The sequence below is a fragment of the Aeromonas sp. s2 genome (assembly GCF_040907935.1).
Classification (GTDB): Bacteria; Pseudomonadota; Gammaproteobacteria; order Enterobacterales; family Aeromonadaceae; genus Aeromonas; species Aeromonas dhakensis.
This window is the reverse complement of sequence record NZ_JBFOCR010000005.1, coordinates 397,794-416,564: the sequence shown is the minus strand read 5'-3', so window position 1 is coordinate 416,564 and position 18,771 is coordinate 397,794. Positions and strand designations below refer to the sequence as shown.

Sequence of the window (18,771 nt, the reverse complement as noted above, 5' to 3'; positions counted from 1 at the left end):
TTTTAACGTTGACGGTCTTGCGCACGAAGTTTGAGTTGTTTGGACTGGATATGCAGGCTGGCGCGTACCAGCAGTTCGCGGTCATCCTCGCGGATCCGCACATAGTCGAGCACCACCTGGGTGCCGTGCTCGCTCGGTTCCAGCTGCTTGACCTGGCCGTAGCAGTAGATGGCGGAGGCCTCTTCGCGCAGGAAGATCTTGAGCCGCACTATCTGGTGCAGGTGCGGTGCCTCGCCGTGGCCCTGGCGCGGGTGCAGATAGGTGAGCTGGCCGGCGCCAAAGCGCAGGGTGTGGAAGCGGTGCTCCGGGTGATCCTGCACCGACAGCACATAGCCCATGATCATGTCGATCTTGCGCGACTGCTGGTTGATGATCTCCACCAGATCGTGCATCGACTCACTCTGGTTGCGGAGCAGGCGGCTGGTCACCATGTCGATGGAAGTGATGGAGGAGGCGATGCGAAAGGGTTCGGGCAGCTCGGCTTCCAGTGCCTCCAGCGAGGGCAGGTGAAAATCGCCGGGCATGGGGATCACATTGACCGGCGTGGCATGGGTGACACTGAAGAACTGTTCCTGCATGGAGGCTATCCCTTGTTGTCATAGACGGTTTCCCTTTATTATCCGGTATCTTATTTTGTTGGCAACGTAGATATCCTTGAAGACTGGACTTTTTCAGCCACTGTCGCTGGCCATCGGCCTGCGTTACGCAGGCTCGCGACGCAGCAATCGCTTCGTGTCATTTATCTCCCTGTTTTCCACTTTCGGCATTGCCATCGGGGTCGCGGCCCTGATGGTGGTCATCTCGGTGATGAACGGTTTTGAAGGGCAGCTCAAGGGGCGCATCCTCGGGGTGATCCCCCATGTGGTGGTGACCAGCCCGGCGGGGCGCATCGACGCCGCGCCGCAGGGGCTGCCGGACTTGGCCAGGTTGCCCCACGTGATCGCCCATGCCCCCATGCTCGACAGCGAAGGCATGTTGCAAAGCCCCGGTCAGCTCACCGGTGTGAGCGTGCAGGGGATCGATCCCGCCCAGTGGCCCAAGGATGACATCCTGCACGCCCAGATGCAGATGGGGCGTCTGGACAGCCTGCAAGCCGGCGAATACCACATAGTGCTGGGGCAGGGGGTGGCCAATCGTCTCAAGGTCTCCATGGGCGACCAGGTCCGTCTGATCCTGACCGAAGGCACCCGTTTCACCCCGTTTGGCCGGGTGCCGGCCCAGCGCCTCTTCACCGTCTCCGGCATCTTCGGGGTCGGCGCCGACGTGGACAGCCAGGTTGCCCTGATTGCGCTGGGAGATGCCCAGCGTCTGCTGCGCCTGCCTGCGGACAAGGTAGGCGGCATCCGCCTCTGGCTGGATGATCCCTTCGCCGCTGATCAGGTGGTGAAGACGGCGCTGCCGGACGGGCTGGAGTGGCAGGACTGGCGCCGCGAGCGCGGCGAGCTGTTCCAGGCGGTGGCCATGGAGAAGCGGATGATGGGTCTGATGCTGGTGCTGATCATCGCGGTCGCCACCTTCAACATCCTCTCCGCCCTGGTGATGGTGGTGACCGACAAGGAAGGGGAGGTCGCCATCCTGCGTACCATGGGCATGAGCGAGTCTGGCATCGTCAAGATCTTCATGGTGCTGGGGGCCTCCAGCGGCGTCATCGGCGCCCTGTTCGGGGGGCTGGCGGGGCTGGCACTCTCCATGGGGCTCAACCCTCTGCTCAATGCGGTGGGGCTCAACCTCTATATGACGGCCGGCGGCTCGGGCCTGCCGGTCATCGTCGAACCGGCTCAGGTCGTGACCATTTTGCTGGGCGCCGTGCTGCTCAGCTTCAGCGCCACCCTCTACCCGGCGGCCCGCGCGGCCCGGGTCAAACCGGCGGAGGCGCTGCGCTATGAATAATTCATCTTCTGTTGTTACTGGTGCAAGTGGAGCCCCCTTTATGAATCAATCCGTCTCCTGCGAGCCGCTGCTGCGCTGTCAGGCCCTCAACCATGTCTACAAAGAGGGCGATCTGGAGACCCAGGTACTCAAGGGCATCGATCTTAGTGTGGCGCCCGGCGAGATGCTGGCGGTGGTGGGCAGCTCGGGCTCCGGCAAGACCACCCTGCTGCACCTGATGGGGGCGCTCGACAACCCCTCCAGCGGCGCCGTGCTGTTCAAGGGGCAGGATATCCACCGCTGGGACAGCCGCACCCAGGCGAAGTTTCGCAACCAGGAGCTGGGGTTTGTCTACCAGTTCCACCACCTGCTCTCCGAATTCAGTGCGCTGGAAAATGCTGCCATGCCGCTGCTGATCGCCGGCGAGTCGGTGACGAGCGCCACCGAGAAGGCGAGCAAGATGCTGGGGCGGGTAGGGCTCTCCCATCGTCTCAACCACAGACCGTCCGAGCTCTCCGGTGGTGAGCGCCAGCGGGTGGCCATCGCCCGCGCCCTGGTCAACGAACCCAGCCTGGTGCTGGCGGACGAGCCCACCGGCAACCTGGATCACGCCAGTGCCACCGCCGTCTATGAGCTGCTCTGCGAGCTCAACCGCGAGCTCGGCACCGCGTTCGTGGTGGTGACCCACGACTTGAGCCTGGCAGCCAAGCTCCATCGCCGGGTGACCCTGGTGAGCGGCGTGATGGCGGAGGTCGCCTGATGTTCAAACCGCTGCCCCTGTTTCTGGGCCTGCGTTACAGCCGCTCCCGCCGTCGCAACGGCTTCATCGCCTTTATCTCCGCCTCCTCCCTCATCGGCATCGCCCTCGGGGTGATGGCGCTGATCCTGGGGCTCTCCGCCATGAACGGTTTTGAGCGGGAGCTCAAAAACCGGGTGCTCTCCGTGGTGCCCCACGGCGAGCTGATGGGGATGGAGGCGCCGCTCCCCAACTGGCCCAAGCTGCGGGATTACCTGCTGGCCCAGCCCGGGGTGGAGGCTGCCGCCCCGGTGATCCGACTCGACGGCTTGCTGGAGCACGGCAGCGCCCTCAAGGGGCTGCAAGTGCGCGCCGTGCTGCCGGAGCTCGAGGCCAATCTCTCCGATGCGGGCAACTACATGACGGGGCGCGGCCTGCGCGAGCTGCAAGCCGGCGAGCACGGCCTCATCCTCGGCAAAACCATTGCCGACAAGCTGGGGGTCAAGATAGGGGATACCGTCACCCTGCTGCTGCCTCAGGGGGGCGATGCCACCGGCATCAAGAACCCGAAGCGGGAGACCCTCAAGGTGGTGGGGCTGCTCGAGATCGGCGGCCAGCTCGATGGGGTGCTCGGCTTCATGCATCTGGCGGATGCCCAGGCCATCACCGGCATGGGTAGTGCGGTGGAGGGCTTCAGTCTCAAGGTGAACGATGTGCTCAAGGCGCAGTCCATCACGGTGGCGGCCGCCCAGAAGTTTCCGCACTACGTCTACATCAGCAGCTGGATGAGCCGCCAGGGCTATCTCTATCAGGACATCCAGATGGTGCGCACCGTGATGTACGTGGTGATGCTGATGGTGGTGGCGGTGGCCTGTTTCAACATCGTCTCCACCCTGGTGATGGCGGTGAACGAGAAGCGCAGCGAGATCGCCATCTTGAAGACCATGGGGGCGAGCCCGGGCCAGATCCGGCTCACCTTCGTCATTCAGGGGATGGTGAACGGGGTGGCAGGGGCTCTGCTCGGCGCCCTGCTCGGTGGCCTGCTCTCCAGCAAGCTGACCCAGATCCTGAGCGCCATTGAAGGGGTGATCGGCCACCGTTTCCTCAATCCGGACATCTACTTCATCGACTTTCTGCCGACCGAGCTGCACATGCAGGACTTGCTCATTGTGACCGGCGCCGCCATCCTGATGAGCCTGGTGGCGACCCTTTACCCCGCCTGGCGGGCGAGCGGGCTGGTGCCGTCGCGCGAGCTGGGGCACTGATACGCGGCATCTTGTCTGCTGAGAAAAACGAAAGACCCGCCGGCGCAAACCGGCGGGTCTTTCTGTTTTGAGGGGAGCTGGCTGGTTTAATGGGCGTTGAGTTCATCGAGTGGCAGGGAGAAGCTCGCCACGAAGATGTCGATGAAGTAGCGCATCTCGTCGCTCATCCGGGCGGCCAGCATCTGCTCGAGGCGCTTGCGCGCCGGCTCGAACTCCCGGTTGCCGGCGTTGATCTCCTCCAGGCACTTGGTATAGGCGCAGAGAGTGTCGGCATCCTTCACCAACCTGGCCAGCTCGCCGTCCTGGGCACCCGAGTCCAGCAGCGGGCGAAAATCCTCTACCAGCTCAGGCGGCAACATGCCGAGCAGGCGCTGCTCGGCCGCCAACTCAATCTTCTTGTATTCGCGGGCAATCTCGGGATTGAAGTACTTGACCGGGGTGGGCAGATCGCCGGTCAGCACCTCGCTGCTGTCGTGATAAAGGGCCATCACGGCGGCGCGATCGGCATCCACACTGCCGCCAAAGAGCCGGTTTTTGATGAGGCCGAGGGCGTGGGCCACCATGGCCACCTGCAGGCTGTGCTCGGCGATGTTCTCGGGCTGGATGTTGCGCATCAGCGGCCAGCGGTAGATGAGTTTCATGCGGGCGAGATTGGCGAAGAAGTGGCTGGGCAGCATGGGGTACCTCAAGATGGCAATGAAAAAGGGCAGACCCTAGTCTGCCCTTTTTTGCGGTCGGCGGCATCGCCCTTAACGAATATAGCGACCGGATTCGGCTTCCTGATTGGTGACGATCATCTGGCCGATGGGGGCCAGGCTGATGAGCGCCAGCTTGAGGTGCTGAATGCCGAACGGGATGCCGATGATGGTGACGAAGCAGGCCAGCGCCGAGGCGATGTGGCCGATGGCCAGCCAGATCCCGATCAGCACGAACCAGATGATGTTGCCAATCAGCCCCATGGTGCCGGTGCCCATGTCGCTCAGCCCCGTCATGGTCTTGCGGTTGACTGCCTGCTTGCCAAACGGGAAGAAGGTGAAGGTGCCGATGACGAAGCAGGCGCGTCCCCAGGGGATGCCGATGAGGGAGATGAAACAGATCAGTCCGGCCAGCCACCAGGCCAGCCCCATGAAGACGCCTCCCAGTACGAACCAGAGCAGATTGAACAAGAAGCGGAAAAAGGCCATGTCGGTGACTCCAGACTTATCAAGATGGCTGCCACCATAACGAGCGATGGTCATGGACGCAATGGTTGAAGGGGCGGGGCGGACAATTTGGGTCGCAGCCTGCACGCCGTGGCCGGTCTGCCGGCTGATGAGCTGAAAAAGTAGGCTCTTGCACGAAAAAAGGTGAGCAAGTGCAAATTCTTGCAGTCTGCATCCTTGAAGTCGGGCTCGGTTTTCCCCATATAAGGGGCAGTTTTGCGCGAATTGTGCCATTGCCAGCCCGGTTTAGGGACGTGTGGCTCGACTCGATCAAAGTGCGCCGCTATAATGTCGCGTCATATTTTCTCATCACAAAGACAGTCGTTGTCTTTATAAACAGGAAGACTCCGGGCTTTGCCCAGGGGCAATAAAGGGTCAGCACGCAGTGCTGAGTTGAACGAGGTAGAAGAATGCAAGTTTCTGTAGAGACAACCCAGGGTCTGGAACGCCGTCTTACCATCACCGTACCGGCCGCTACCGTTGACGCCGCCGTGCGCAAAGAATTGAACGGCCTGGCCAAAACCCGTCGCATCGACGGTTTCCGTCCTGGCAAGGCTCCGGTTGCCATCATCAAGAAAATGTTCGGCGCCATGGCTCATGCTCGCGTTGCTGACGAAATGATGCAGAGCAACTTCATCAAGGCCATCATCGACAACAAACTGAGCCCGGCTGGTGCCCCGACCATGGATCCGAAAGAGATCAAAGAAGGTCAGGATTTCGAATTCACCGCCACTTTCGAAGTGTATCCGGAGTTCGAAGTTGCCGGTCTGGAGACCATCAAGGTCGAGAAGCCGGTTGCTACCGTGAAGGATGAAGATCTGGCCAACATGATCGACACCCTGCGCAAGCAGCACGCTACCTGGAGTGAAGTGGACGCCGCCGCTGCCGATGGCATGCGTGTGACCATGGACTTCGTCGGTTCCATCGACGGTGAAGAGTTCGACGGCGGCAAGGCCGAAGGCTTCAACCTGGTACTGGGTGCCGGTCGCATGATCCCTGGCTTCGAAGACGCCATCATGGGCAAGAAAGCAGGCGACGAGTTCACCATCGACGTGACCTTCCCGGCTGACTACCACGCTGAAAACCTGAAAGGCAAAGCTGCCAAGTTCGCTTCCAAGCTGAACAAGGTGGAAGAGCAGATCCTGCCTGAGCTGACCGAAGAGTTCGTCAAGCGTTTCGGCATCGAGAGCGGCAGCGTTGAAGAGCTGAAAGCCGAAGTGCGCAAGAACATGGAGCGTGAACTGGCTCAAGCCCTGAAAAACAGCGTGAAAGAGCAGGTGCTGAACGGCCTGGTTGAAGCCAACCAGATCGATCTGCCGAAGGCTGCCGTTGCTCAGGAAATCGATGCCCTGCGTCAGCAGGCACTGCAGCGTTTCGGCGGCTTCCAGGGCGGCAACGCACCTGAACTGCCGGCCGAGCTGTTCCAGGCCCAGGCCGAGCGTCGCGTACGCGTAGGTCTGCTGCTGGGTGACGTGATCCGTACCAACGAGATCAAGGCTGACGACGCCCGCGTCAACAGCATCATCGAATCCATGGCCACTGCCTACGAAGATCCGAAGGAAGTGATCGAGTACTACCAGAAGAACGAGCAGATGCTGAACGGCGTTCGCAACCTGGCGGTAGAAGATCAAGCCATCGACCTGATCCTCTCCAAGGCCCAGGTGACCGAGAAAGAAGTTGCATTTGACGAAGTGATCAACAAGTCCGGTGCCGCTGCCTAAGAACATTTGACTTAAGGTCAAGACTGTTAAGTATAATGGCTCGTGTGATCTCCACTCGGGCCATTTTATTTTAGGGACAATGCCTTATGTACAAGAACTATAACGATGTGACTGAATCCCCACGCAATGCGCTCATCCCGATGGTGGTAGAGCAAACCGCGAAAGGGGAGCGTTCCTACGACATCTATTCTCGTCTGCTGAAGGAGCGGGTGATCTTCCTGACCGGTCAGGTCGAAGATCACATGGCGAATCTGGTGGTGGCTCAGCTGCTGTTCCTGGAGTCCGAAAATCCGGATCAGGACATCAGCATCTACATCAACTCTCCGGGTGGGGCCGTCACGGCCGGCATGTCCATTTATGACACCATGCAGTTCATCAAGCCGGACGTCAGCACTGTGTGCATGGGGCAGGCCTGCTCCATGGGCGCCTTCCTGCTGGCCGGTGGTGCCAAGGGCAAGCGTTTCTGCCTGCCCAATGCCCGCGTGATGATCCACCAGCCGCTGGGCGGTTTCCAGGGCCAGGCATCTGATATCCAGATCCACGCCCAGGAGATCCTGAAGATCAAGAATACCCTGAACGAGCGTCTTGCCTTCCATACCGGACAGGACATGGCCACCATCGAGCGTGACACCGACCGTGACAACTTCATGTCCGCCGAGCAGGCCGTGGCCTATGGTCTGGTTGACGGTGTCCTGAGCCGCCGCGGCTGAGCCACGAGCTAGCCCGTACCATCATTGAGGACATCATCTGATTTGGTGATGCCCTAAATCGGCAGATCAGGCATGGGCAGGGTGTTCCGGACTGTTGTAAACTCAACAGGACAATCCATCCTCTATTGATAAAACGAGGTTGCTGAATGACAGAAAAACGCAAGGGTGAGGGTGATAAGCTGCTCTACTGCTCTTTTTGCGGCAAAAGCCAGCATGAAGTGCGCAAGCTGATCGCTGGCCCTTCCGTCTACATATGTGATGAGTGCGTCGAGCTGTGCAACGACATCATCCGCGAGGAGATCCGCGAGATCTCGCCCAAGCGCGATGGTAGCGAGCTGCCGACCCCTCATGAAATCCGCGCTCATCTGGATGACTATGTGATCGGGCAGGAGTACGCCAAGAAGGTGCTGGCGGTGGCCGTCTACAACCACTACAAGCGGCTGCGCAGCGGCAGCGAGTCCGGTGGTGTGGAGCTGGGCAAATCCAACATCCTGCTGATCGGTCCGACCGGCAGCGGCAAGACCCTGCTGGCCGAAACCCTGGCTCGTCTGCTGGATGTGCCGTTCACCATGGCCGACGCCACCACCCTGACCGAAGCCGGTTACGTGGGCGAGGACGTGGAGAACATCATCCAGAAGCTGCTGCAAAAGTGCGACTACGACGTGGAGAAGGCCCAGCGTGGCATCGTCTACATCGACGAGATCGACAAGATCTCCCGCAAGTCGGACAACCCCTCCATCACCCGCGACGTCTCCGGGGAAGGGGTGCAGCAGGCCCTGCTCAAGCTGATCGAAGGGACCATAGCTTCCGTGCCGCCGCAAGGTGGTCGCAAGCACCCGCAGCAGGAGTTCTTGCAGGTGGATACCTCCAAGATCCTGTTCATCTGCGGTGGCGCCTTCGCCGGCTTGGACAAGGTGATCGAGCAGCGCTCCGTCAAGGGCACCGGCATCGGCTTTGGTGCCGAGGTGAAGTCCAAGAGCGCCAAGGCGACCCTGAGCGAGAGCTTTGCCAAGGTGGAGCCGGAAGATCTGATCAAATACGGTCTGATCCCCGAGTTCATCGGTCGTCTGCCGGTGGTCGCGACCCTGACCGAGCTGGACGAGGCTGCCCTCATCCAGATCCTGAAAGAGCCGAAGAACGCGCTGACCAAGCAGTATGCCGCGCTGTTCGATCTGGAAGGGGTGGAGCTGGAGTTCCGTGACGACGCCTTGAACGCCATTGCCCGCAAGGCGATGGAGCGCAAAACCGGCGCTCGCGGTCTACGTTCCATCGTGGAAGCCGTGCTGCTGGATACCATGTATGACCTGCCGTCGCTGGACGGTATCAGCAAGGTGGTGATCGACGAGACCGTGATCAAGGGGGACTCCGCGCCCTTGATGATCTACGAAAATCCCGAGACCCAGGCCGCCGCATCAGAGTAAATGTCTGATTTTTAATCAAATGAAAGGGGCTTTTTGCCCCTTTCATGCTTTTTGCGGTTTCGGCGATTGAATCTCATCTAAGCGCCCCCATATACTCAGCCAAGCGCTTTGCCAACGGTATAACAAGCCGAGAGGACATATATGAACCTAGAGCGTTCAGAACGCATCGAGATTCCCGTCCTGCCTCTTCGTGACGTGGTGGTTTATCCCCACATGGTCATTCCACTCTTTGTGGGGCGGGAAAAATCCATTCGCTGTCTGGAAGCGGCCATGGAGCAGGACAAGAAAGTTCTGCTGGTGGCCCAGAAGGATGCGTCAACCGATGAGCCGACGGTGGAGGAGATCTTCTCCGTCGGGACAGTGGCCAATATTCTGCAGATGCTCAAGCTGCCCGACGGCACCGTCAAGGTGCTGGTGGAAGGGGGCCAGCGTGCCCGTCTTGAGCGGATGATCGACGACCGGGACTTCTTCGTTGGCGAGGCGCAGTACATCGCCTCCAAGGCGATCGACGAGAAGGACCAGGACGTGCTGGTACGTTCTGCCATCGGTCAGTTTGAAGGTTACATCAAGCTCAACAAGAAGATCCCGCCCGAGGTGCTCACCTCGATTTCGGCGATCGACGATGCGGCGCGCCTGGCCGATACCATGGCTGCCCACATGCCGCTCAAGCTCGAAGACAAGCAGAAGGTGCTGGAAATTGCCTCTGTGTCCGAGCGCATCGAGTTTCTGATGGCCATGATGGAGTCGGAGATCGACCTGCTGCAGGTCGAGAAGCGCATCCGCTCCCGGGTCAAGAAGCAGATGGAGAAGAGCCAGCGCGAGTACTATCTCAACGAGCAGATGAAGGCCATCCAGAAAGAGCTGGGTGAGCTGGAAGACAGTCCGGATGAGTTCGAGGCCCTCAATCGCAAGATTGAAGAGGCCGGCATGCCGGAAGATGCCCGTGAGAAGGCGCAGGCCGAGCTTGCCAAGCTGAAGATGATGTCCCCCATGTCGGCGGAAGCCACTGTGGTGCGCAGCTACGTCGACTGGATGGTGCAGGTGCCGTGGAAGGCGCGCTCCAAGGTCAAGAAAGACTTGGGCAAGGCGCAAGAGGTGCTGGATGCCGATCACTATGGCCTGGAGAAGGTCAAGGATCGCATTCTCGAGTATCTGGCGGTGCAGGCGCGGGTCAACAAGCTCAAGGGCCCCATCCTCTGCCTGGTTGGGCCTCCCGGTGTGGGCAAGACCTCCCTGGGTCAGTCCATCGCCAAGGCCACCGGTCGCAAATATGTGCGCATGGCGCTCGGCGGCGTGCGTGACGAGGCGGAGATCCGCGGTCATCGTCGTACCTACATCGGTTCCATGCCCGGCAAGCTCATCCAGAAGATGGCGAAAGTCGGCGTGAAGAACCCGCTGTTCCTGCTCGACGAGATCGACAAGATGAGCTCGGACATGCGTGGCGATCCCGCATCCGCCCTGCTGGAAGTGCTGGATCCCGAGCAGAACAACAGCTTCAACGATCACTACCTGGAAGTGGATTATGACCTGTCGGACGTGATGTTCGTGGCCACCTCCAACTCCATGAACATCCCGGGTCCGCTGCTGGACCGAATGGAAGTGATCCGTCTGTCCGGTTACACCGAAGACGAGAAGCTCAACATCGCCAAGCAGCACCTGGTCTCCAAGCAGATCCAGCGCAACGGCCTGAAAGAGTCCGAGATCACCATCGAGGATTCCGCCCTGGTCGGAGTGATCCGCTACTACACCCGCGAGGCGGGGGTGCGTAGCCTGGAGCGCGAGATCTCCAAGATTTGTCGCAAAGCGGTCAAGCGCATCCTGCTGGACAAGAGCATCAAGCATGTTCAGGTCAATCAGGCCAACCTCAAGGAGTTCCTCGGGGTGCAGCGTTTCGACTACGGCAAGGCGACCGACCAGAACCAGGTGGGTCAGGTCTGTGGTCTGGCGTGGACCGAAGTGGGGGGCGATCTGCTCACCATCGAGACCACCAACATGCCGGGCAAGGGCAAGCTCACCTACACAGGCTCCCTCGGTGACGTGATGCAGGAGTCCATCCAGGCCGCCATGACGGTGGTGCGGGCCCGTGCCGAGAAGCTGCGCATCAATGCGGACTTCTACGAGAAGCGCGACATCCACGTGCACGTACCGGAAGGGGCCACCCCCAAAGACGGTCCGAGCGCCGGTATCGCCATGTGTACCGCCCTGGTCTCCAGCTTGACCGGTAATCCGGTTCGTGCTGATGTGGCCATGACGGGGGAGATCACCCTGCGCGGCGAAGTGCTGCCCATCGGCGGTCTCAAAGAGAAGCTGCTGGCGGCGCATCGTGGTGGCATCAAGCGTGTGCTGATCCCGAAAGAGAACGAGCGGGACCTCGAGGAGATCCCGGACAACGTCAAACAAGACCTTGAAATTCATCCGGTTCGCTGGATTGACGAGGTACTGGAACTGGCGTTGCAGGACAATCCGCAAGGGTTTGAGCGCGTTTCTGTCGTATAAATGTTGATGCGCCGCAAATTTGGCGCATTCGGGCGGTGGTTAAGGCTTGCATGCTCCGGATAACGGAAGTAGCCTTGACCACCGATCGGGAACTCATGATGAGTCGCAAGGCGTGATGTGGCGCGGGTTTGCGCCAGATTGTCACTTGCAACTGATCAGGAGGCTTGCTATAAAACCTCCACTTGTTGTGGCCAGGGAAATCGGCGCCGCAGCGATGTTCGATAAAAGGGGAATATAAGAGTGAATAAATCTCAACTGATTGACAAGATTGCAGACGGTGCTGATATCTCCAAAGCCGCTGCTGGCCGTGCGCTGGATGCTTTCATTGACGCCGTCGGTGAAGCTCTGAAAGAGGGTGACCAGGTTGCTCTGGTTGGTTTCGGTACTTTCGCCGTGCGCGAACGTGCTGCCCGTTCTGGCCGTAACCCGCAAACTGGCGCGACCATCGAAATCGCCGCTGGTAAAGTTCCTGCCTTCAAAGCCGGTAAAGCCCTGAAAGACGCGGTCAACTAAGCCGGGCGCTGATTCTACATCGGCTACCGTCCTTGGTCACAGACCAGACAAGTGAGAGGGCTCTCCCTCATACTGATTGACCAAGGCGCATCGCAATCGGTGCGCCTTTTCATTATTTACGCCCATCGAGTTCGGGAGCATAAGTACAAACATGATGTTGGATAAACTACGCGAAGGGGCGCAGGGCAAGGTGGCCAAGGTTATCTTGGGCCTGATCATCCTCTCCTTTGCCTTGGCCGGTGTAGGTAGCTATCTGAACGGTCCGGCCCGTACCGCCCCCGCCACCGTCAACGGCACGGATATCACTGCCGCGGCACTGGAAAATGCCTACCGCAACGAGCGCGCCCGCATGGAGTCCCAAATGGGGGAGTCCTTCAATCAGCTGGCCGCCAATCCCGATTACATGAAACAGTTCCGTCGCGGCGTACTGGACCGTCTGATCGATCAGGCCCTGTTTGACAGCAAGGCCCGTGAACTGGGTCTGCGGGTCAGCGATGAGCAGATCAAGCAGGCCATCGTAGCCATGCCCGAGTTTGCCGAAGAGGGCAAGTTCAACAATGATCGCTACCTGCAGCTGATCCGCCGTGCCGGCATGACCCCCGAGATGTTCCGTGACTCCCTGCGCCAGGACATGGTGCGTCAGCAACTGATGGGCGCCCTGCTGGGCACCGAATTTGCGCTCAAGGGTGAAGCCGAGCAACTGGACAAGCTCTACAACCAGACTCGCGATCTGCGTCTGGTGCGCCTGGCCGCCTCCGCCTATCTGGGTGACGTAAAAGTCTCCGATGAAGAGGTGGAGCAGTACTACAAGGCCAACAGCAACCGCTTCATGAACGACGAGCAGGTCAAGGTCGACTATCTGCTGCTGGACGCCGCCACCCTTGGCAAAGACGTCAAGGTGAGCGAGCAGGATGCCCAGGACTACTACGATCAGCATCAGGATCTGTTCCAGCGTGCCGAGCGTCGCCACGTGGCTCACATCCTGATCCCGTTTGGCAAGGACGAGAAAGCCGCCGAGCAGAAGGCAGAAGCCGTACTGGCAAAAGCCAAGGCGGGTGACGACTTCGCCGCCCTGGCCAAGGCCGACTCTTCCGATACCTTCTCCGCCAAAAAAGGCGGCGAGCTGGATTGGTTCGAGAAAGGGGTGATGGATCCGGCGTTCGAGAAGGCGGCATTCGCCCTGGCCAAGGCCGGCGATCTCTCCGCCGTCGTCAAGAGCCCGTTCGGCTTCCACGTCATCAAGCTGCTGGGGGTTGAACCGGCCCAGACCAAGCCGTTTGCCGATGTGAAGGCAGAGACCATCAGCCGTCTGCAGAGCGACAAGGCCAAGGAGCTGTTCTTTGCCGAGCAGCAGAAGATGGCCGACAGCAGCTTCGAGAACCCGGACTCGCTGGACTTGACCGCCGAGACCATGGGCCTCAAGGTGCAGTCCACCGGTTACTTCAGCCAGGCTGATGCCCCGGCACCGCTCAATGATCCCAAGGCGCTCTCTGCGGCCTTCTCCGAGCAGCTGCGCGATGACAACACCAACTCCGACGTGATCGAACTGGCTGACGGCAAGGCGCTGGTGATGCACATCACCGGTCACCAGCCGAAAGCGGCCAAGCCGCTGGCGGAGGTGAAAGAGCAGGTGATTGCCGCCATCAAGCACGACAAGGCCAGTGAAGTGGCCCGTGGCAAGGCGCAGGGTCTGCTGGACAAGCTCAAGGCCGGTGAGAACATCCAGCCCGAGCTGACTGCACTGGGTCTGAAGGTGGAGAGCCACGATGGCGTCGCCCGTTTCGCCCAGGATCTGGATCAGAACCTGGTGGCACAGGCCTTCCGCATGCCTCATCCGGTCGATGGCAAGCCGAGCGTCGAGCTGGTGACCGAAGCCAATGGCGACCGCGTGGTGGTGGCTCTGGACAAGGTGACCGTCGCCAAGGAGCCGTCCGGCATGGCCAAGCTGCTGCAAGGCCAGCTGGGTCAAGGCAAGGCTCAGGTGAGCTACAAGTCTCTCATCGACGAGCTGCGCAAGTCTGCCAAGATTGAGTACTTCACCGACGTGGAAGCCACGGTCGAATAAGTCGAACCGATCAGTCGATACGAGAACGGCCCCTTGATGGGGCCGTTTTTTTATCTGCACGCGGCAGAAGGGGCGGGATGTGCTGCCCCTTCTGACCGAAATAAGCTGCCTGGCCGAAGATAAGCTGCGGGAGCCAAACCCTTGGCTCTTCTGGTCTGCATCCCAAGAGGGAGCCTTGCCAACAGGCATAAAAAAACCGGCACTCAGGTGCCGGTTTTTATTGACGGGATGTGCGGGCAGGGAGTTACACCACGCCCTGAGTGCGCAGGTAATCCTCGTAGGTGCCGCCGAAATCGCGGATGCCGTTTTCGGTCAGCTCCAGGATGCGGGTCGCCAGGGAGGAGACAAACTCACGGTCGTGGGAGACGAAGATCAGGGTGCCCTTGTACATCTCCAGCGCCAGGTTCAAGGATTCGATGGATTCCATGTCCAGGTGGTTGGTCGGTTCATCCATGATCAGGATGTTGGGGCGCTGCATCATCAGCTTGCCGAACAGCATGCGGCCCTGTTCACCACCGGAGAGCACCTTGACCGGCTTCTTGATGTCGTCCTGGGAGAACAGCAGACGGCCCAGCACGGAGCGTACGGCCTGCTCGTCTTCGTTCTCCTGTTTCCACTGGGCCATCCAGTCGAACACATTGAGGTCAGTGTCGAAGTCCTCGGCGTGATCCTGGGCGTAGTAGCCGATCTGGGCGTTTTCGGACCACTTGATAGTGCCGGTATCCGGTGCCAGTGCCCCAACGAGCGTCTTGATCAGGGTGGATTTACCGATCCCGTTGGTACCCAGAATGGCGACCTTCTCGCCCACTTCCAGCATCATGTTGAGCCCCTTGAACAGGGGACCGTCGCCATAACCCTTGGAAACGCCTTCGATCTCCAGGATGTTGCGGTAGAGCTTCTTCTCCTGCTCGAAGCGGATGAAGGGGTTCTGGCGGCTGGAGACCTTCACTTCCTCAATCTTGATCTTGTCGATCTGCTTGAGGCGAGAGGTGGCCTGGCTGGACTTGGAGGCGTTGGCGCTGAAACGGGAGACGAAGGATTGCAGATCGGCGATCTGGGCCTTCTTCTTGGCGTTGTCGGCCAGCAGCCGCTCACGGGCCTGGGTAGCGGCGGTCATGTACTCGTCGTAGTTGCCCGGGTAGACGCGCAGCTCGCCGTAGTCCAGATCCGCCATGTGGGTGCAGACGGAGTTCAGGAAGTGACGGTCGTGAGAGATGATGATCATGGTGCTCTCGCGATCGTTGAGCACCTGTTCCAGCCAGCGAATGGTGTTGATGTCCAGGTTGTTGGTCGGTTCGTCCAGCAGCAGGATGTCGGGGTTGGAGAACAGCGCCTGTGCCAGCAGCACCCGCAGTTTCCAGCCCGGCGCCACTTCGCTCATCGGGCCGTTGTGCTGCTCGATGGGAATGCCGGCACCCAGCAGCAGCTCGCCTGCGCGCGCTTCGGCGGTATAGCCGTCATACTCGGCGACCAGGCCTTCCAGCTCGGCGGCCTTCATGTAGTCGTCGTCGGTCGCTTCCAGGTTGGCGTAGATGGCGTCGCGCTCGGCGATGGCGGCCCACAGCTCGGTGTGACCCATCATGACCACGTCCAGTACGCGCATCTCTTCGTAGGCGAACTGATCCTGACGCAGCTTACCGATCCGCTCGTTGACGTCCAGGCTCACATTACCGCCAGTGGGCTCCAGATCGCCGCCGAGGATCTTCATGAAGGTGGACTTGCCACAGCCGTTGGCGCCGATGAGGCCGTAGCGGTTGCCGCCGCCAAACTTGACGCTGATGTTCTCAAACAGCGGCTTGGCGCCGAACTGCATGGTGATGTTGTTGCTTGAAAGCACTGGAATGTCCCGGTTGATCTGTCAAATGGCGCGCATTATGGCACAGATCCCCCGAAAGTTTTAGCAAGAACTGTGATCCGGGTCTATTGCAGGGGGGATTTGGATGGTGGTGCTGGGCACTCGCGCACCCTGGCGGCCATGGCCGCGTCGATCGGACTGCAACGGGTACTAAGCGCGGCCTGTCGGCATGAAAAAAACCGGCCCTGAGGCCGGCTTGCAACTGCCAATGGAAGGCTTAATGGGAGCTGGCGCTGGCGGCGCCAAGCCCGGTCTGGGAGCGAACGAACTGCGGGAAGAACTTGGCGTGCTCGTCGGCGGCATTTTGTGACTTGTCGGTCACCGAGAAGAACCAGATCCCGACAAACGCCAGCCCCATGGAGAAGAGGGCAGGGTACTCGTAGGGGAAGATGGCCTGGGCATGACCCAGCACCTTCACCCACACGGTCGGGCCCAGGATCATCAGGCTGACTGCACTCACCAGCCCCAGCCAGCCGCCATAGACGGCGCCGCGGGTGGTCAGGCGTGACCAGAACATGGAGAGGAACAGCACCGGGAAGTTGCAGCTGGCGGCGATGGAGAAGGCCAGTCCCACCATGAAGGCTATGTTCTGCTTCTCGAACAGGATCCCCAGCCCGATGGCAACCACACCCAGCACTATGGTGGTGAGCTTGGAGACGCGCAGCTCGTCGGCTTCGTTGGCTTTGCCCTTCTTGATGACGCTGGCGTAGAGGTCGTGGGAGACCGCAGAGGCACCGGCCAGGGTCAGCCCGGCCACCACCGCCAGTATGGTGGCAAACGCCACGGCGGAGATGAAGCCCAGGAACAGGCTGCCACCTACCGCATCGGCCAGGTGAATGGCGGCCATGTTGGTGCCGCCCAGCAGGGCGCCGGTGGCATCCTTGAAGTCGGGGTTGGTGCTGACCAGCAGGATGGCGCCAAAGCCGATGATGAAGGTGAGGATGTAGAAGTAGCCGATGAAGCCGGTGGCATAGAACACGCTCTTGCGCGCTTCCTTGGCGTCACTCACGGTGAAGAAGCGCATCAGGATGTGGGGCAGGCCGGCGGTACCGAACATCAGGGCGAGACCCAGCGAGATGGCGGAGATGGGATCGGCGACCAGGCCACCCGGGCTCATGATGGCGATGCCCTTCTCGTGCACCTTGACCGCTTCACTGAACAGGGTGCCGATGTCGAAGTTGACTGACTTCATCACCATGATGGCCATGAAGCTGGCACCGGAGAGCAGCATCACCGCCTTGATGATCTGCACCCAGGTGGTGGCCAGCATGCCGCCAAACAGTACGTAGAGCACCATCAGGATGCCGACCAGCACCACGGCCACGTGGTATTGCAGGCCGAACAGCAGCTCGATGAGCTTGCCGGCACCGACCATCTGGGCGATGAGGTAGAGGGCGACCACCACCAGGGAACCGCTGGCGGAGAGGGTGCGCACCTCGGTCTGTTTGAGGCGATAGGAGGCTACGTCGGCAAAGGTGTACTTGCCGAGGTTGCGCAGCCGTTCGGCGATCAGGAACAGGATGATGGGCCAGCCCACCAGAAAGCCGATGGAGTAGATGAGACCGTCGTAGCCGGAGGTGTAGACCAGCGCCGAGATGCCGAGGAAGGAGGCGGCAGACATGTAGTCACCGGCAATGGCCAGACCGTTCTGGAAGCCGGTGATGCGCCCGCCGGCGGCGTAGTAGTCAGCGGCCGAACGGTTGCGTTTGGAGGCCCAGTAGGTGATGAACAGGGTCGCCGCCACGAAGACCACGAACATGATGATGGCCGGGATGTTGAGGGGCTGGCGATGCACTTCGCCGGTCAGCGCATCGGCTGCCAGCAGGGGGAACGATGCCAGCAGGGCCGGCAGCAGCAGAAACTTGCCTTTCATGATTGCACTCCCTTGAGGATCTTCTGGTTCAGTTCGTCAAACTCGCCGTTGGCCCGAAACACGTAGACACCGGTCAGCACGAAGGCGGACAGGATGAGACCTATTCCGACCGGGATGCCGCGGGTGACGGAAGATCCTTCGCTCAAGGGGGTGCCAAGCCAGCCGGGGGCAAAGGCGATGAGCAGGATGAACGCCAGGTAGAGCCCCAGCATCAGGATGGAGAGGGTCCAGGCGAAGCGCTGGCGCTTGGCGACCAGCGCCTGGAAGTTGGGATCTTGCTGGATCCGAAGATAAGGTTGCTGTTCCATTGCAGTGCTCCATGACATTGAGTGTCAGCGGTGGATGAGGGGGTTCCCTACCGGGCAGCCTAAGCCGCCCATGTAACCGGAATGTGAATCAAATGTTATTTGTGGACAATTAGACTTTGGGATAAGCCAGTGGGCCGCCCCGGGTGAGGCGCAAGAAGATGAGGGCCGCGGTGATGGCGTCACTCAGGGCGTCGTGGGCGGGCAGGGCCGGCAGACCGATGTGGCTGCTGATGGCGGCCAGATGCAGGTCGATGGCGGCATCGGGATAGCGGCGATAGAGGTGATCGTGGTAGAGCCGGCTCACTTCTATGCCTCGCTGCGCCAGGGTCAGCCCCCACAACTTGTGGCAGGCCAGGTTGAGGATGCGCAGATCATAGGCGATGTGATACCCCACCAGTTCACGGGGGCCGATGAAGGCAAGCAGCTGATGCAGCGCGGCTTCCAGCGGCATGCCCTGTTGCAGATCCTGATGGCGCAGACCGTGGATCACCACCGACTCGGCGGTGAGGTTGTCGGGTGGCAACACCCGCAGGGAGAGCGCTTCGCCGGTCAGCAGCCGGTTGCCCCGAATGCGTACCGCCCCGATGGCGACGATCTCGGCCTGGGTCGGATCCAGGCTGGTGGTCTCGAAGTCGAGGGCCACCCACTCGTCGGCCGGGGGGGCGGCAAAGAGCGGGGCGAACGCCGAGGCGTGAAAGCGGCGGCCAAGCCAGTGACGACGCAGGCGGCTCAACACG

At 60.5% G+C, this 18,771-nt stretch carries 16 protein-coding genes; 9 read left to right on the top strand and 7 right to left on the bottom strand.

The features are described 5' to 3' along the window. Positions 1–2 precede the first annotated feature (2 nt). Entirely contained in the window at positions 3–578 is a 576-nt protein-coding gene (locus tag AB5Y81_RS03335) for a hypothetical protein (protein WP_010633791.1), read from the bottom strand. Between the two features lie 76 nt (positions 579–654). Between AB5Y81_RS03335 and AB5Y81_RS03330 the strand changes: the two genes are divergently transcribed. From AB5Y81_RS03330 to lolE, 3 genes are read left to right on the top strand one after another with little or no spacing between them, the layout of a single operon-like run. Then, positions 655–1,890, top strand: coding sequence for a lipoprotein-releasing ABC transporter permease subunit (locus AB5Y81_RS03330; RefSeq protein WP_017781394.1), 1,236 nt, complete (start codon positions 655–657; stop codon positions 1,888–1,890). A gap of 40 nt (positions 1,891–1,930) precedes the next feature. Beyond that, positions 1,931–2,629, top strand: a complete 699-nt coding sequence (gene lolD / locus AB5Y81_RS03325) for a lipoprotein-releasing ABC transporter ATP-binding protein LolD (protein WP_026141350.1) — start codon at positions 1,931–1,933, stop codon at positions 2,627–2,629. Then, a complete protein-coding gene (gene lolE / locus AB5Y81_RS03320; RefSeq protein ID WP_005301531.1) occupies positions 2,629–3,870 on the top strand; it encodes a lipoprotein-releasing ABC transporter permease subunit LolE in 1,242 nt (413 codons plus the stop codon). Before lolD ends, lolE begins: the two co-directional genes overlap by 1 nt. 86 nt (positions 3,871–3,956) lie before the next feature. Here the strand turns inward: lolE and yfbR are convergent, their stop codons facing one another. After that, positions 3,957–4,547: a 5'-deoxynucleotidase gene (gene yfbR, locus AB5Y81_RS03315; protein ID WP_010633794.1), complete on the bottom strand. Its 591-nt coding sequence runs from the start codon at positions 4,545–4,547 to the stop codon at positions 3,957–3,959. Positions 4,548–4,619: 72 nt separating this feature from the next. Continuing rightward, positions 4,620–5,054 carry a YccF domain-containing protein gene (locus AB5Y81_RS03310; protein ID WP_043166338.1) on the bottom strand — a complete coding sequence of 145 codons (435 nt, stop codon included), beginning with the start codon at positions 5,052–5,054 and terminating at the stop codon, positions 4,620–4,622. Between the two features lie 428 nt (positions 5,055–5,482). Here AB5Y81_RS03310 and tig point away from each other — a divergent pair, with 428 nt between their 5' ends. From tig to ppiD, 6 genes are all read left to right on the top strand, one after another. Further along, the gene (tig, locus tag AB5Y81_RS03305; RefSeq protein WP_005301527.1) at positions 5,483–6,793 is read left to right on the top strand and encodes a trigger factor; all 1,311 of its coding nucleotides are present in this window, start codon (positions 5,483–5,485) and stop codon (positions 6,791–6,793) included. Positions 6,794–6,879: 86 nt separating this feature from the next. Continuing rightward, on the top strand, positions 6,880–7,503 hold the full coding sequence (clpP, locus tag AB5Y81_RS03300; protein WP_005301526.1) for an ATP-dependent Clp endopeptidase proteolytic subunit ClpP: 624 nt from the start codon (positions 6,880–6,882) through the stop codon (positions 7,501–7,503). Between the two features lie 146 nt (positions 7,504–7,649). After that, positions 7,650–8,924 (top strand): ATP-dependent protease ATP-binding subunit ClpX, encoded by a 1,275-nt coding sequence (gene clpX / locus AB5Y81_RS03295; protein ID WP_279484269.1) that lies wholly within the window; start codon positions 7,650–7,652, stop codon positions 8,922–8,924. 141 nt (positions 8,925–9,065) lie between these two features. Continuing rightward, positions 9,066–11,420 (top strand): endopeptidase La, encoded by a 2,355-nt coding sequence (lon, locus tag AB5Y81_RS03290; protein WP_005301522.1) that lies wholly within the window; start codon positions 9,066–9,068, stop codon positions 11,418–11,420. 240 nt (positions 11,421–11,660) lie between these two features. Continuing rightward, entirely contained in the window at positions 11,661–11,933 is a 273-nt protein-coding gene (gene hupB, locus AB5Y81_RS03285) for a nucleoid-associated protein HU-beta (protein ID WP_005315375.1), read from the top strand. Positions 11,934–12,084: 151 nt separating this feature from the next. Further along, the gene (gene ppiD / locus AB5Y81_RS03280) at positions 12,085–13,998 is read left to right on the top strand and encodes a peptidylprolyl isomerase (protein ID WP_017779660.1); all 1,914 of its coding nucleotides are present in this window, start codon (positions 12,085–12,087) and stop codon (positions 13,996–13,998) included. Between the two features lie 244 nt (positions 13,999–14,242). On the opposite strand, the gene AB5Y81_RS03275 is transcribed toward ppiD, so the two are convergent. The 4 genes from AB5Y81_RS03275 to AB5Y81_RS03260 form a co-directional block, all read right to left on the bottom strand. Further along, positions 14,243–15,835: an ABC-F family ATPase gene (locus tag AB5Y81_RS03275; protein ID WP_010633798.1), complete on the bottom strand. Its 1,593-nt coding sequence runs from the start codon at positions 15,833–15,835 to the stop codon at positions 14,243–14,245. A 235-nt stretch (positions 15,836–16,070) separates the two neighbouring features. Beyond that, a complete protein-coding gene (locus tag AB5Y81_RS03270) occupies positions 16,071–17,726 on the bottom strand; it encodes a cation acetate symporter (RefSeq protein ID WP_017779662.1) in 1,656 nt (551 codons plus the stop codon). Next, positions 17,723–18,034, bottom strand: a complete 312-nt coding sequence (locus tag AB5Y81_RS03265) for a DUF485 domain-containing protein (protein ID WP_279484270.1) — start codon at positions 18,032–18,034, stop codon at positions 17,723–17,725. The genes AB5Y81_RS03270 and AB5Y81_RS03265 overlap by 4 nt, the downstream gene beginning before the upstream one ends. A 109-nt stretch (positions 18,035–18,143) precedes the next feature. Next, positions 18,144–18,770, bottom strand: coding sequence for a 3'-5' exonuclease (locus AB5Y81_RS03260; protein WP_368146542.1), 627 nt, complete (start codon positions 18,768–18,770; stop codon positions 18,144–18,146). Position 18,771 lies beyond the last annotated feature (1 nt).

Bases quoted from the DNA above. Each gene is read 5' to 3' on its own strand.
- AB5Y81_RS03335 (WP_010633791.1), bottom strand. From the start codon at position 578: ATGCAGGAACAGTTCTTCAGTGTCACCCATGCCACGCCGGTCAATGTG.
- lolD (WP_026141350.1), top strand. From the start codon at position 1,931: ATGAATCAATCCGTCTCCTGCGAGCCGCTGCTGCGCTGTCAGGCCCTC.
- lolE (WP_005301531.1), top strand. From the start codon at position 2,629: ATGTTCAAACCGCTGCCCCTGTTTCTGGGCCTGCGTTACAGCCGCTCC.
- yfbR (WP_010633794.1), bottom strand. From the start codon at position 4,547: ATGCTGCCCAGCCACTTCTTCGCCAATCTCGCCCGCATGAAACTCATC.
- AB5Y81_RS03310 (WP_043166338.1), bottom strand. From the start codon at position 5,054: ATGGCCTTTTTCCGCTTCTTGTTCAATCTGCTCTGGTTCGTACTGGGA.
- tig (WP_005301527.1), top strand. From the start codon at position 5,483: ATGCAAGTTTCTGTAGAGACAACCCAGGGTCTGGAACGCCGTCTTACC.
- clpP (WP_005301526.1), top strand. From the start codon at position 6,880: ATGTACAAGAACTATAACGATGTGACTGAATCCCCACGCAATGCGCTC.
- clpX (WP_279484269.1), top strand. From the start codon at position 7,650: ATGACAGAAAAACGCAAGGGTGAGGGTGATAAGCTGCTCTACTGCTCT.
- lon (WP_005301522.1), top strand. From the start codon at position 9,066: ATGAACCTAGAGCGTTCAGAACGCATCGAGATTCCCGTCCTGCCTCTT.
- ppiD (WP_017779660.1), top strand. From the start codon at position 12,085: ATGATGTTGGATAAACTACGCGAAGGGGCGCAGGGCAAGGTGGCCAAG.
- AB5Y81_RS03270 (WP_017779662.1), bottom strand. From the start codon at position 17,726: ATGAAAGGCAAGTTTCTGCTGCTGCCGGCCCTGCTGGCATCGTTCCCC.
- AB5Y81_RS03265 (WP_279484270.1), bottom strand. From the start codon at position 18,034: ATGGAACAGCAACCTTATCTTCGGATCCAGCAAGATCCCAACTTCCAG.